The sequence below is a fragment of the Mesorhizobium sp. M1428 genome (assembly GCF_040317515.1).
In the GTDB taxonomy this organism is placed as follows: domain Bacteria; phylum Pseudomonadota; class Alphaproteobacteria; order Rhizobiales; family Rhizobiaceae; genus Mesorhizobium.
Window position 1 is genome coordinate 37,299 of record NZ_JAMYKT010000018.1, and the last position, 14,308, is coordinate 51,606.

The window sequence follows — 14,308 nt, forward strand, 5'->3', positions numbered from 1 at the left end:
GGCCTACTTTTCCTTCTTCTTGTACATGGCCAGCATGCGCTGGGTGACGAGGAAGCCGCCGAAGATGTTGACCGATACCAGCATCAGCGCAACGAAGCCGAAGCCGGTGGCGATGCCGGAGGCCGAGATGCCGACGGCCAGCAACGCGCCGACGACGATGACGGAGGAAATGGCGTTGGTGACCGCCATTAATGGCGTGTGCAGTGCCGGCGTCACCGACCAGACGACGTAGTAGCCGACGAAGATCGCCAGCACAAAAATGGCGAAGCGGAAGACGAAAGGATCGATCGCGCCGCCGGACAGCGCGTGCGCGGCGTCGCCGGCCGCCTCAGTGCCGGGAGCGACGGCAACGTTCTGCACGGCGAGCCGCACGGCAGCTGTGGCCTGGTCGAGCTGGTCGAGGGCTTTCTGCAGGGTCTGATCCATCACGCGATCCCTCCGGTGGTCTTGGGCTTCCTCGAAGCGACCGTTTTCTTCGCAGCCGGCTTCGCCGAAGCCTCGGCAACCATTGTCCTGGCCGGAATGGCCGGCGGTTCGACATGTTGGCCCTTTGGCGGCTCCTGCTCAGCCCAGACGAAGGCGGGATGCACGACCTTGCCAGCATCGGTCAGCATGGTTGCCTTGACCAGCTCGTCGTCGCGGTTGATAGCAAGTGTCTTCGTCGCCTTGTCGACCAGCGTCTCGAGGAAGGCATAGAGGTTCCTGGCATAGAGAAGCGAGGCCGAGGCGGCGACGCGACCAGGAACGTTGAGATGGCCGACGATCTTTACCCCGTTGGCGGTGGTCACCACCTGCCCCGGCACGGCGCCCTCGACATTGCCGCCGCGCTCGACCGCGAGGTCGACGATCACAGAGCCGGGTTTCATCGAGGCGACCATCGCGGCCGAAACCAGTTTCGGCGCCGGACGGCCGGGAATCAGCGCCGTGGTGATGACGATGTCCTGCTTGGCGATGTGCTCGGCGGTCAGTGCCGCCTGCTTGGCCTGATACTCCTTCGACATTTCCTTGGCGTAGCCGCCAGCGGTCTCGGCCGCCTTGAACTCCTCATCCTCGACCGCCAGGAACTTTGCGCCCAGCGAGGCGACCTGTTCCTTGGCGGCGGGACGCACGTCGGTGGCGGTGACGACGGCGCCAAGCCGTCTTGCCGTCGCAATGGCCTGCAGGCCGGCGACGCCGACGCCCATTATGAAGGCTTTCGCCACCGGCACGGTGCCGGCGGCCGTCATCATCATCGGCAGCGCCCGGTCATATTCGGCAGCCGCGTCGATCACTGCCTGATAGCCGGCGAGGTTCGCCTGGCTGGACAGGACATCCATGGATTGGGCGCGGGTGATGCGCGGCATGAACTCCATCGAGAAGGCGGTGACGCCGGCCCTTGCCAGAGCGGCGACACCGGCATCGTTGCCGTAGGGATCCATGATGGCGATGACCGCAGTGCCCCGGCGATAGGCCTTCAGCTCCGCTTCATCAGGCCGGCGCACCTTCAGCACCACATCGGCCTTGGCGACATCGCCGGCCTTACCGATCGCAGCGCCCGCCTTGGCAAACTCCTCGTCGGGAATGCGCGAGGCAGTGCCGGCCCCGCTTTCGACGATTAGGTCGAACCCCAGCCCCGCCAGCCGCTTCACCGTATCCGGCGAGGCAGCAACGCGCGGCTCGTTCGCATCGAGCTCACGAGGGATGAAAACCGTCTGTCCCACCGCATGATCCTTTCGGCTGGAACCTGTCTGCGCAGGACGCCGGCCGGACTTCCGGCGATGTCACGGGCAAGGGTTTTGAAGAATTTACCGGAGAATGAAGGCGCCGACGGCGAGGATCAGAACGAACAGGATAAACCCCGAGAAGAAGCCGCCTGCGAAGAAGCCGAAAGCCATTGCCAGAAGCACGGCGAGGCAAAACAGCGATCCGTATTTCGCGAGCCTGAGGAAGCCCGCATAGGTCCGATCATGCTCGGCATAGTCCATCTTCGCGCCCAGTTCGACAGGACCGGTCGGCGTGTGTTCAGCCATTGGAATACCCCTTCGAAGACATCTTTCAGGCACATAGCGAAAAGCCGCGTTAAGGGCAATGGCGCTATTGCCGCATCGCCGCAGCCAACAATCTCAAGCAAAACTTGAAATCGCTGCGCGAAGCACGGCGATACCAATCCCAATGGATGGCAGGTCCGCTATTGCCGATGGCGTTAGCCGGCGAGATGTGGGAACAGACCGAGCAGGCCGACAACGATCAGATAAAGGGCGACGATATAATTGAGCAGCCGCGGCATCACCAGGATCAGCACGCCTGCAATCAGCGAGATAAGCGGGGTAAGGGCGAGTGTCGAAATGGTCATATTGGTTCCTTTGATCGGATCGCTATCGAAGCGATGCTTGGCGGATGTCGGCCATGCCAACCTACCACCAGCACCCTTGCCCAGAACGCCGAAGCGACCGGAAGGCTCCATGGGCTCGTTCAGGCGGCTTCGCGAAAATACTTGGCGGTAGGCAGGATGGTCAGCGGGGCGAGTTCGCCGGCACCGGGCGTATCGAACAACATGCGCTGCTCCATTGGCGTCGAACGGAAGAACGGAAAGCGAGCGTAGGTTTCATTCTTGATCGCCAGGACATCAGCTTGATAAAGCAGCGCGAAACAGTTGATCACGCCGGCATAGGGCCGCGCATCGCCAATCGGTCGCGCCCGATAGATGCGCTTGTAGAAAGCCGCATGGTCCTCGCGGATCATGGATATGCAGTAAGGCGCGCCGAAATGGAAGCAAGCCATGCCCGCAAGGCGCAGCGTCACATAGGGGATCTGCGGGTAAAGCCGTGACCATTCGGCGTCCACGGCAAAACGGCTCGGGTCGATAAAGACTTCGCCGGCCGCCAGACGCGGCATCAACAAGTCCTTGTAGACGCTAAGCGCTGGTGATGTCGCATTATCAGCAGACACGTTATGCAGGCGCATTGTGCTGACCAGCCGCCCCTCGATGTAGATTCCGAACGTATGGCAATTGGGCAGTTCGTCAAACTCGTCATGGACCTGACGGGACGCATTCTCGGGCACCAGATCGTTCATCCGATAGGAATTGTAGCGCAGCCTGTAAATACTTTCGAAGTCCTCGCCGCTTTCACAGCGTCGGTACTCCGTCCGGTCAAGCAGCGCATAAACATGCTGCGCGAAGCTGGACATGGTCTCGGACGCGTCTTTCCCACCAGCGCCCGCCGCATGGCCGAGCGAACTCAACTGGGCACACATGAACTCTTATTCCCCGCGATTACCGCCACCAGCCGACACTACGGACGGGTCATGAGATGTAAAGATGAAAATAAGTAGGAGCTCGTTTACCGCCCGTTAAGGTTAACAATTAATAAAATTATACTAAAATACGCGGTTTTTCAGCGCGAAGTCAGCGCCGCGGCGCCTTCCTTGCCGTCTGGATGTCCTTGGCGAAGGGCCAGACGGTGCTCGACATCGTCTCGATGCCGGACGCGCTGAGTGCCGACCCGAACAGAAAGCCCTGGACCAGGTCCGGCTTGACCTGCAATGCCAGGATCTTGAGCTGTTCGAAGGTCTCGACACCTTCGACGGTAACCGAAAGTCCCAGCGGCCGTGACAGGTTGACGATGCCCTTGAGCAATTCGAGCGACCGGCTGTTCTGAGTGACATCGATCAGGAACGATCGATCGATCTTGATTTTGTCGAGCGGCAGTTTGTGGAGATAGCTGAGGCTCGAATACCCGGTACCGAAATCGTCGAGCGCAATGCGCACGCCGAGCCGCTTCAACTCCTCGATATATTGGCGTGTCAGCGACTTGTCGTCGAGCAGCGCCGTCTCGGTGACCTCGATCTCCAGACGTCCGGCGGAGAGACCGGATTCAGCCAGCGCGTCGCGAACCTTCTGGATGACATCACGGTTGCGGAAATCTTTGGCCGAGAGATTGACCGACACGCTGGTCTGGGCCGGCCATTTGGCGCATTCCGTGCAGGCCGCATGCAGGACGAAGGTGCTGATGTCGGAGATAATCCCCATTTCCTCCGCCAGCGGAATGAAGATACCGGGGGAAATCGGCCCGAGATCGGGATGATCCCAGCGGCACAGCGCTTCGCAACTGGCGATACGCATCGTGCTCATCGCCACGATCGGCTGATAGACCACCCGCAATTCGTTGTTTTCCACGGCGCTGCGCAGGTCCGCCTTCATCAGCTGACGGCTGCGGAAGGCAGCATCCATGGAGGCCTCGAACAGCCGCCAACCGTTCTTGCCAAGCTCCTTGGCCTTGTAGAGTGCAAGGTCGGCTTTGACGATCATGGCGTCAACGTCGGTATCCTTGACCCGCGACAGCACCGCGCCGCCGCTGGCCTGGATGCGCAATCCATGGCCGGCAACATCGACCTCGCCCTGCAGGTCGACGAAGATCTCGTCGATCTGGCCGGTCAGGTGGCTTTCATCCTCGACGCGCTCGAAGAAGATCATGAACTCGTCGCCGCCGAAGCGGCTGACGGTGATGCCTGGCCCAGCGACTGCCGCCAGCCGCTCGGCAACGGCGTAGATCAATCCGTCGCCGACCGGATGGCCGAGCGTGTCGTTGACGCTCTTGAAATCGTCGAGATCGAGCACCACCAGCCCGCAGAGACGCTCGGGATCCCCCGAGGCCATGGCTTCCACCACCAACTCGTGGAAGTAGGCGCGGTTGGGCAGGCCGGTGAGACTGTCGTAGCGCGCCATGAAGCGGATCTTGTCTTCCGCCTCGACCCGAGCGGTCACATCCTCGAAAGTGACGACGCCCAGTTCCTGGCTGCCTTCGCGCGCCGAAAATTCATAGTGCTGGCCGTTAGTAAGCGAAACCAGGACCTTACGGTCGCGGCCCTCGCGCAACGCACGCGTCAGCTGGGCTTCGATGTAACGGCAATCCTTCGGCGCCAGCATGCCGCCTGCAGCGCCGCGCATCAGCAGACCGTGAATCGAGCGGCCTAGCAGCGCATCGGCCGATTTGAGCGACATCAGGTGCGCGGCTTCAGCATTGGCCACCGCCACCCGGCCGTCGGGTCCAAGCATGACAAGGCCATGCGACATGGTGTTGAGCGCGCGGTTGAAACGCTGCGCGATGCGGTTCGCCTTCTTTTCCTCCGACAGGGCGGTAAACAGCACTTCGCGGACGATGTCGGCAAACCGCTTGATCGCAAACAGAAAAGGGGCCGACATCAGCCCCAGGATGATGTGATAGATATCGCCGCGCAGGATAAAGCCAAGCGATATGGGCCATGTCGTGGTTATGATAAAAATCATGACCATGCGCGGCGACCCATAATTGCGGCCGGCAATCGACGTGACCGATGCCAACGTGACGCAGACAGAGGCTATTTCGGCATAGTTGTCGTGGCTGTCATTTGCCAGATAGATACTGACGAAACAGAATGCGCCAAGCATGAAACCATGCATCGAACCGAAAATTATGTAATCGTTTTCACGATCATGGGCTTCTTCCCACGTCGTGGGGGAAGGAAGTCGCCCGTATTTCCGGATGTTGCGAAGGCGCAGAGTACCGACAATGATGAGCCCAGCGGCAACTAGAAGATATGCCAGGTCCATGGTCTTCCAATAGACCAGGATGACGAGGAGTGTCTGCGCAACAAGGCCGATCGACAGCGTGAACCCGTCGCGAAACAGCGTTTCCACGAACGGAATGTAAACGTCGACCGGAATCTCGTTTTTTCGTCTCAGATTCACGCCTGGATCCCAACCCTGGGGAACCCAGCAGTGTCACATTGGCCTTAAGAAAGGTTTAGAGCAGCGGTTCGGGCTCTATTGGCACTCATTGGTGACGCAGCGGAAACAGGGAAACTACAGTTCAGGTAAACAAGGCGTATCACAGCGCTGAATTATTCGGCGGCTTGAAGTTGCGGCCGCAGCGCCGTCGAGAGTCGGTCGAGCAGACGCTGGCGTTCGCCGGCGGCTTTTTCGGCACTGGCCTGCTTGACGTGGCCAAAGCCGCGGATGAGCGCCGGTACGGAAACAAGCGCGGCAGCAGCCTCGATCTTGCCCGGTGCCAGCGCGCCGGCGACAAGCTCCAGGTCGGCTTCATAGAGGGCAAGAAGCTGCCGCTCCATACGCCTCTCGGCGCTGTAGCCGAACAGGTCGAAAGCGGTGCCGCGCAGGCCCTTCATCGCCGCCAGCAGGCGGAACCCGTTCATCATCCACGGGCCAAAGCTCGATTTCTTCGGCTTGCCGTCACTGCCGCGCCTGCCCATGATCGGCGGTGCGAGATGGAATTCGAGCTTGTCGTAGCTCTGGAACTGCTTTGCGAGCTCTGCGGCAAAGGAGCCGTCCGTATAAAGCCGCGCCACCTCGTATTCGTCCTTGATCGCCATCAGCTTGAACAGGTTCTTTGCGGCAGCCTCGGTCACCACGGTCGAACCAGGCACAGCATTGGTTTCGGCCTTGCGCAGCGCCGCCAGTCTGTCGGCATAGCGCTTGCCATAGGCGGCGTTCTGATAGGCGGTCAGGAAGGCGACGCGGCGAGCAATCATATCGTCCAGCGTCTCGGCAATTGCGGCAGGCTGCGTGGCCTTGCCCGGCTGGGCGAGAAGGCTGCGGACGAAATCCGGCTGGTGGGCGGCGCGGCGGCCCCAGCGAAATGCCGCGATATTCATCGCTACCGCCTCGCCGTTGAGCTCGATCGCCTTCTCGACCGCCTCCGCCGACAGCGGCAAGCCGCCGTGCTGGAAGGCGAAGCCGAGCATGAACATGTTGGCGCCAAGCGAGCTGCCGAACAGCGCGGTGGCGGTGCGGGTAGCGTCGAAGAAATGCGTCCTGTCGTCGCCCGCGGCAGTTCTTATCGCTTTCTTCAGCCGCTCGACGGGCAGCGAGAAATCGGCCGAACGGGCGAACTCGCCCGGCATGATCTCGGCGGTGTTGGCGAGGAAGATGGTATGGCCTTCGCGCACCGCGGCCAACACCTTCTTGGCACCCGAAACGACGAGATCGCAGCCGAGCACGAGATCGGCCTTGCCGGCCGATACCCGAATGGCGTGGATGTCGTCCGGCGTGCGGGCGATGCGGACATGGGTGAACACAGAGCCGCCCTTCTGGGCGAGGCCGGCCATGTCGATCATGCCGCAGCCCTTGCCTTCCAGGTGCGCGGCCATGCCGAGCACCGCGCCTATGGTGACGACGCCGGTGCCGCCGACACCGTCGATGATCGCCGCCCAGCCTTGTTCACCGAGCGCAAATTGCGCCGGCGCCGGCACCCCCGCGAGCGGGTCGGCCGCGCCGGCAATGCCTTCGGCTTTCCTGATTTTGGCGCCGTGAACTGTGACGAAGGACGGGCAGAAACCGTTGACGCAAGAGAAGTCCTTGTTGCAACTCGACTGGTCGATCTTGCGCTTGCGGCCGAATTCGGTCTCGACCGGCTGGATCGAGACGCAATTCGACTGCACGCCGCAATCGCCGCAGCCTTCGCAGACCAGCTCGTTGATGAAGATACGCTTGTCGGGATCGGGGAAGGTGCCGCGCTTGCGGCGGCGACGCTTCTCGGCGGCGCAGGTCTGGTCGTAGAGCAGCACCGAGACGCCTTTGACCGAACGCAACTCGCGCTGGACGAGATCGAGGTCGTCGCGGTGATGGATGGTGGCGCCGCCGGGAAATTCCACCTTGCCGGTATATTTGTCCGGTTCGTCGGTGACGATAGCGATGCGCTCGACGCCCTCGGCGCGCACCTGCCTTGCGATCATGTCCACCGTCAGGCCGCCCTCGTGCGGCTGCCCGCCGGTCATCGCGACGGCGTCATTGTAGAGGATCTTGTAGGTGATGTTGGCGTCGGTCGAGAGCGCAAAGCGGATCGCCAGCACACCCGAATGGTTGTAGGTGCCATCGCCCAGATTCTGGAAGATGTGCTCGCGCTTCGAGAACGGCGCCTGGCCGACCCACTGCGCGCCCTCGCCGCCCATGGCGGTGAAGCCGACGGTGTTGCGGTCCATCCATAACGCCATGAAATGGCAGCCGATTCCGGCGGCGGCGAGCGAGCCGTCCGGCACTTTGGTCGAGGAATTATGCGGGCAGCCGGAGCAGAAGAAGGGCGTGCGCGAGGCGATGTCTGACGTGTCGGCCAGCATCGCCTGGAACTGGCGCAACTTCGCCACCCGCGCAGCGATTTCTTCCGACGGGCCGATCGTTCGCAAAATCCTCTCGCCGAGCGCAATGGCAATGTCGTTGGGGTCGAGCGCGCCCTTGGCCGGGAACAGCCAGTCGCCGCGCTCGTCCTTCTTGCCGACGATGACCGGCTGCGTCGCTGTGCCGTAAAGGTTCTCGCGCAGTTGCACCTCGATCAGCGAGCGTTTCTCCTCGACGACGACGATGGTATCGAGGCCGCGAGCAAAGTCGGCGATGTGCTGCAGGTCGAGCGGCCACGGGCAGCCGACCTTGAACAGCCTGATACCGATACGACTGGCGGCCGCTTCGTCGACGCCGATATCCTCCAGCGCCTGGCGAACGTCGAGATAACTCTTGCCGATGGTGACGATGCCAAGCTTGGCGCTGCTGCCGCCCGAATAGACGATCCGGTTCAGCCCATTGGCGTGGATGAAGGCCGAAGCGGCGGCGCGCTTGTATTCATGCAACCGCTCCTCCTGGCCGAGCATGTCGATCTCGTTACGGATGTTGAGGCCGCCGGGCGGCATGTCGAAGTCCGGGATGACGATATCTAGCCGGTCGAGCGCGGCATCGACCGAGGCCGTCGATTCGATGTTGTCCTTGACGCATTTGATCGCCGCCCAGGTGCCGGCAAAACGCGACATGGCAAAGCCGCAGAGGCCGTAGTCGATGATCTCCTGGACGCCGGCCGGATTAAGGATCGGCACCATGGTGTCGACGAACAGGAACTCGGTGGCATGCGCGTTGGTCGAGGATTCGGCCATGTGGTCGTCACCCATCAGGGCCAGCACGCCGCCATGTTTTGACGACCCGGCGAGATTGGCGTGGCGGAACACGTCGCCGGAGCGGTCGACGCCCGGACCCTTGCCGTACCAGACTGAAAAAACGCCGTCATGGGTACCCTCGCCCAGCAATTCGGCCTGCTGCGAGCCCCAGCAGGCGGTGGCGGCGAGCTCTTCGTTGAGACCGGGCTGGAAGACGATGTCCGACTGAGCGAGCTGGTTCCTGGCCTTCCACAGCTGCATGTCGAGGCCGCCGAGCGGCGAGCCGCGATAGCCGGAGACGAAACCGGCGGTGTTCAAGCCAGCCCGGCGGTCGCGCTCGCGCTGCATCAGAAGCATGCGGATGACTGCCTGGGCACCCGACAGGAAGATGCGCTCCTTTGCCAGGTCGAACTTGTCGTCGAGCGCGACATTGTGCAGCGTCATCAGGCATTTCCTGTGCGGAGGTCGCGTCTGGAGGTGCGCGGCCAACGTCGGAGTCGAGTGCCCACAGTCTTTCTTCCCTTGCCGGGGAGGTCAAACAAAATCGAAGGTGCCAGGCGGTCCGCAACAAACGATCCGTCCGCGGCCGTGTGGCGCCACGAAACGCCTGTCGGGGAGGATGGCCGAGCACGAAAACTCCGGCGGCGGTCGGTGCCGCTGGTGACGCATCATGCAGCCTTTGGGCAACTGGGCTTCGGTTCACCGGGCAGCTTGCCGTCGACATGGCCGGCCAAGTCCTTGTTGAGCTCGTAGACTGGCCCGACCACCAGAGGCCGGTCGGGCAGGACCGACTGGTCGAGCGAGGACGTCAGAGTGGTCTCGAAACTCTGCAGCAACTTGCCGCCGGAATCCTCGATGCGGATCGACACCGCATAGGGCTTGTCCTTGACAACGCAGGTGAGCGGCGGGCTGGTGAGCGTCACATGCGGCAGCTTCGGCCATATTTTCTGGGTGACGATGATCGGATCACCACCGGCCGGGTTCTGGAAGGAGACCACGGCGACCTGTCCCTCACCCACCGGCCGCAGCGGATTGAGGGTGATGACATAGGTGGCGATACCCAGCCGGTAGTTGAACTCGAACAGCTTCCCGGAAATGGCGAACAGCTGGTCCTTGCCGGAATCACGGCAGGCGCCGAGCGCGGCCGCCGCAAACAACGCCGCGACGACAATCATCGCGCGCGAACATTTCTTAGACATTGGTGACCTCCCTGGCCGCGGTCCGGCGGCGATAGTATCGGTTTGCCTTCTGGCGGTTGCCGCACACCGCCATGTCGCACCAGAGGCGGCTGGAATTGCGGCTTCGGTCGACAAACAGCCAGCTGCAGTTCGGACATATCCTCAGCCTGGCGATGGTGTCGCTGCGCAGCAGAGACAGCGCCGAGACCGCAAGCGCCGCCTCGAAGGCGATCGGATTTGCCGGGTCGCCGAACGGTTTCCCGGGCGTGCCGATTTCGGTGTGGCCATGGGCGAGGCCATCGGCGCAGGCTTGCAGGAATTCAGGCATGTCGGCGGTGTCGATCGCACCTTTCGATACCGCGCCGCGAAACAGCCGATCGGTCGTCTCGCGAATCGACAGCACCACCGGTGCGATCTTTTCAGGCGCCGGCGCTACGAGCCGCCTGCCGCCGAGCTCGGCGGCGCGAAAGCCGCTCGCGGCTTCGGCAAAGCGGGCGATCTCGGCCGGATCGTCGAAACGGTCGAAGGTTTCCTTTGGATCGTTCCGCAAAACGACGGTGTTCGCCGTGTCGAGCGCCAGCATGCCACCGGTGAAGCGATGCGGAGTCCAGGATACTATCATATGGAGAATCTAACCGATAAATCGCGTTTGACAAGTTAGATTCCGGGTGCAACGCTCGTCAGTGAGGCGATCGCCGTATTGAGAATGTCGTTCGCCCCAAACCCCCGCCCCGATTGCGGGGCATGCATCGAGGGTCTTGCATGCTCTATTTCTTCCAGCAGGTTCTGAACGGGCTGCATTCGGGCGCGCTCTACGCATTGCTTGCCTTCGGCTACGTGCTGACCAACGGCATCCTGCACCGTACCAATCTTGCCTATGGCGCGCTGTTCGCCTTTTGCGGGCATACGATGATCCTCACCGCGGCGTTCGGCTATCAGGCGCTGTGGCTGACGCTGTTTGCATCGGTCGCGCTCGGCGTAGCTGCGGCATTCCTTTATGCGGCGCTGCTCAGCCATGTCCTGTCGCGAAGCATCTTCGAACCGCTGGCCGACCGCTCGCCCAACGCCATCGTGGTGACGACGCTCGGCATATTGCTGGTCTTGTCGGAAGCCAGCCGCATCGCCGCCGATACCCATGACCTATGGTTGCCGCCAATGCTGGCCCAGACCATCGTCTTCGCGCAGAATGCCAGCTTCAAGGCGACGTTGACGCTGATCCAGTTGCTCGATTGCGCCGCCGTGCTGGCGGCTATTGCGCTGGCTGCGTGGGGGTTCACACATTCCAGCTTCGGCCGAAGCTGGCGTGCCGTATCCGACGATCCCAAGGCCGCTGCGATGTGCGGTGTCGATGTCCGCGCGGTGTTTCGGCGTGCGGTGCTTTTCGGCGGCCTTTGCGCAGCACTGGCTGGCGTGCTCGCCGCCTTCTACTACGGCAACATCAGCTTCGGCACAGGTTTGGTCTACGGGTTGAAAATCCTGTTCGTGACCGCAGTGGGCGGCTATCTCTCGCCTTTGCGGGCGGCACTGGGCGCAGCCGCCTTCGGCATGGCCGAATCGCTATGGGCCGGCTATTTCCCGCTCGAATGGCGGGACGGCTGGATGTACCTGTTCCTCGTCGCCATGCTTGTGCTGATCGGCTCCGGCCGCGACCAACAGAAGATCGCCTGAGCCGCATCCGACTTTGGTTGGATGAACGAGCCGCATGTCCTTGGACATGCAAACGACGCGGTAGCATTTTTGCCGGGCGTCACCTCACAACCGTGTTTATGCGGGCTGTCCCATGTTGACCCGCCGAACCACGCACTGCATACCGTTGGTCCACAGCGACGCGACGGACAGGGAACCGGCGTGCTCTGACACAAGGGAGGAATGCATGGCAGGGCTTCTCGCTCTTTCCAGAGCCATTGACCGTTTGAACGAATTCATCGGCAAATGGGTATCGTGGCTGATCCTGCTGGCAATCCTGGTAAGCGCCGCCAACGCCGTCATCCGCAAGGTGTTCGACATGTCCTCGAACGCCTGGCTGGAATTGCAATGGTATCTGTTCGGCGCCGCCTTCATGCTGGCCGCCGCCTACACTCTGAAGCAGAACGACCATATCCGCATCGATATCGTCTACGGCATGTTCTCGCGCCGCGTGCAGCACTGGATCGACCTTTTCGGTCACGTCTTCTTCCTGATGCCGTTCGTGACGTTGATGGTGGTCTATTTCGTTCCCTATGTGTCGCTGTCGTATCGCAGCGGGGAGATGTCGAACAATTCCGGCGGGCTGATCATCTGGCCGGCGAAGGCGATCCTGCTGGTCGGCTTTTTCCTGCTCGCGCTGCAGGGCATTTCCGAGATCATCAAGAAGATCGCCATCATGCGCGGTCGGATGGACGATCCCACTCCGTTCATATCGGTGCATGAGCAGGCCGAACTCGAAGCCAAGGCGCTCGTCGAAGAGGTGCGCTCGTGATCGAGTTCATCGCCCAGAACATGGCGCCGATCATGTTCGCCTCGCTGATCGTCTTTCTGCTGATCGGCTACCCCGTCGCCTTCTCGCTCGCCGCCAACGGTCTGATGTTCTTCTTCATCGGCGTGCTTCTGTCGCCCTATTCGGGCGGCTCGATCAATCTCGCCTGGCCGTTGCTGCACGCGTTGCCGGATAATTTCTATGGCAGCCGGGTGATGTCGAACGATACGCTGCTGGCGATCCCGTTCTTCACCTTCATGGGCATCGTGCTCGAACGATCCGGCATGGCCGAAGACCTGCTCGACACGATCGGCCAGTTGTTCGGACCCGTCCGTGGTGGCTTGGCCTACGCCGTGATTTTCGTCGGCGCGCTGCTTGCCGCGACGACCGGCGTGGTGGCAGCTTCCGTCATCGCCATGGGTCTGATTTCGCTGCCGATCATGCTGCGCTACGGCTACGACCGCCGGCTGGCATCCGGCGTCATTGCCGCGTCCGGGACGCTCGCGCAGATCATCCCGCCGTCGCTGGTGCTGATCGTGCTGGCCGACCAGCTCGGCCGCTCGGTCGGCGATATGTACAAGGGGGCGCTGATCCCCGGGCTCATTTTGACCGGCATCTACATGCTCTACATTCTCCTCATGTCGATCTTCCGGCCGAAGTCGATGCCGGCCCTGCCGCTTGAGGCCCGCACGCTGGGTCACGGCGTGCTGTCGCTGCTGGCGGCGCTGCTGGCGGCGGTGGTGGTTTCCTATGCGGCGTATCGCTATCTTGCGCCGAACCATGGCGGCAACGCCGATATTCTCGGCGCCAGTATTGGCGTCATCTTCATCTATGTCGTGGCGATCGTCGACCAGCGCCTGAAGATCAACCTGATGTCCAGACTGGCACAGCAGGTGATCATCGTGCTGATCCCGCCGCTGGCGCTGATCTTCCTGGTGCTGGGCACCATCTTCCTCGGCATCGCCACGCCGACCGAAGGCGGCGCCATGGGCGCCGTCGGCGCGCTCGCAATGGCGGCGATGAAGGGGCGGCTGTCGCTCGACGTGGTCAAGCAGGCGCTGGCCTCGACGACCAGGCTGTCGTCCTTCGTCCTGTTCATCCTGATCGGCGCGCGGGTGTTCTCGCTGACCTTCTACGGGGTCAATGGCCACATCTGGGTCGAGCACCTGTTGACGTCGCTGCCGGGCGGTGAAGTCGGTTTCCTGATTGGCGTCAACATCCTCGTCTTCGTGCTCGCCTTCTTCCTCGACTTTTTCGAGCTTGCCTTCATCATCGTGCCGCTTTTGGCACCGGCGGCCGATAAGCTCGGCATCGACCTGATCTGGTTCGGCGTGCTTTTAGGCGTCAACATGCAGACCTCCTTCATGCATCCGCCCTTCGGCTTCGCGCTGTTTTATCTGCGCTCGGTCGCCGCGCGCGTGCCCTATCTCGACCGGCTCAGCGGCAAGCAGATCGCGCCGGTCACCACAGGGCAGATCTATTGGGGCGCGGTGCCCTTCGTCTGTATCCAGGTGATCATGATCGGCCTGACCATCGCCTTCCCGCAGATGGTGATGCACTACAAAGGCACCGTCGTCGATCCGGGCACCATCAACTATCAGGTGCCGGAGACGCCTGGCATCGGCTTGTCGCCGCTCGGCGCGCCGCCGGCCAACGGCGGCACTGCCCCGGCCTCACCTTCCACACCGGATTTGTCGCAGCCGCCGAGCTTCGACGAAAAACCGCCCGCGAAGCCGGCGGCGCCGGCAATCGATTTGTCGCAACCACCGAGTTTCAACTGAGG

12 protein-coding genes are annotated in these 14,308 nt (G+C 62.1%); 3 read left to right on the forward strand and 9 right to left on the reverse strand.

Going from position 1 to position 14,308, the window contains the following annotated elements:
• Positions 1-3: 3 nt before the first annotated feature.
• From NKG60_RS23010 to NKG60_RS23050, 9 genes are all read right to left on the reverse strand, one after another.
• Positions 4-426 carry an NAD(P) transhydrogenase subunit alpha part 2 gene (locus NKG60_RS23010; RefSeq protein ID WP_352866677.1) on the reverse strand — a complete coding sequence of 141 codons (423 nt, stop codon included), beginning with the start codon at positions 424-426 and terminating at the stop codon, positions 4-6.
• Entirely contained in the window at positions 426-1,700 is a 1,275-nt protein-coding gene (locus NKG60_RS23015; protein WP_352975666.1) for a Re/Si-specific NAD(P)(+) transhydrogenase subunit alpha, read from the reverse strand. Before NKG60_RS23015 ends, NKG60_RS23010 begins: the two co-directional genes overlap by 1 nt.
• Positions 1,701-1,784: 84 nt before the next feature.
• On the reverse strand, positions 1,785-2,009 hold the full coding sequence (locus tag NKG60_RS23020; RefSeq protein ID WP_352667524.1) for an aa3-type cytochrome c oxidase subunit IV: 225 nt from the start codon (positions 2,007-2,009) through the stop codon (positions 1,785-1,787).
• Positions 2,010-2,182: 173 nt separating this feature from the next.
• Positions 2,183-2,332, reverse strand: coding sequence for a DUF3096 domain-containing protein (locus tag NKG60_RS23025; protein WP_013528205.1), 150 nt, complete (start codon positions 2,330-2,332; stop codon positions 2,183-2,185).
• Positions 2,333-2,451: 119 nt separating this feature from the next.
• Positions 2,452-3,234, reverse strand: a complete 783-nt coding sequence (locus NKG60_RS23030) for an N-acyl amino acid synthase FeeM domain-containing protein (protein WP_023676258.1) — start codon at positions 3,232-3,234, stop codon at positions 2,452-2,454.
• Between the two features lie 151 nt (positions 3,235-3,385).
• Positions 3,386-5,707 (reverse strand): putative bifunctional diguanylate cyclase/phosphodiesterase, encoded by a 2,322-nt coding sequence (locus tag NKG60_RS23035; RefSeq protein WP_352866554.1) that lies wholly within the window; start codon positions 5,705-5,707, stop codon positions 3,386-3,388.
• A 152-nt stretch (positions 5,708-5,859) separates the two neighbouring features.
• Positions 5,860-9,336, reverse strand: a complete 3,477-nt coding sequence (locus NKG60_RS23040; RefSeq protein ID WP_352866552.1) for an indolepyruvate ferredoxin oxidoreductase family protein — start codon at positions 9,334-9,336, stop codon at positions 5,860-5,862.
• A gap of 224 nt (positions 9,337-9,560) precedes the next feature.
• On the reverse strand, positions 9,561-10,091 hold the full coding sequence (locus tag NKG60_RS23045) for a hypothetical protein (RefSeq protein ID WP_352866549.1): 531 nt from the start codon (positions 10,089-10,091) through the stop codon (positions 9,561-9,563).
• Positions 10,084-10,692, reverse strand: a complete 609-nt coding sequence (locus tag NKG60_RS23050) for a CGNR zinc finger domain-containing protein (RefSeq protein WP_352866546.1) — start codon at positions 10,690-10,692, stop codon at positions 10,084-10,086. The genes NKG60_RS23045 and NKG60_RS23050 overlap by 8 nt, the downstream gene beginning before the upstream one ends.
• A 140-nt stretch (positions 10,693-10,832) precedes the next feature.
• On the opposite strand from NKG60_RS23050, the gene NKG60_RS23055 reads away from it, so the two are divergent.
• From NKG60_RS23055 to NKG60_RS23065, 3 genes are all read left to right on the forward strand, one after another.
• Positions 10,833-11,738, forward strand: coding sequence for a branched-chain amino acid ABC transporter permease (locus NKG60_RS23055; RefSeq protein ID WP_292658326.1), 906 nt, complete (start codon positions 10,833-10,835; stop codon positions 11,736-11,738).
• A gap of 205 nt (positions 11,739-11,943) precedes the next feature.
• The gene (locus NKG60_RS23060) at positions 11,944-12,528 is read left to right on the forward strand and encodes a TRAP transporter small permease subunit (RefSeq protein ID WP_352667510.1); all 585 of its coding nucleotides are present in this window, start codon (positions 11,944-11,946) and stop codon (positions 12,526-12,528) included.
• Positions 12,528-14,306, forward strand: coding sequence for a TRAP transporter large permease (locus NKG60_RS23065; protein ID WP_352866675.1), 1,779 nt, complete (start codon positions 12,528-12,530; stop codon positions 14,304-14,306). Before NKG60_RS23060 ends, NKG60_RS23065 begins: the two co-directional genes overlap by 1 nt.
• Positions 14,307-14,308: the final 2 nt, after the last annotated feature.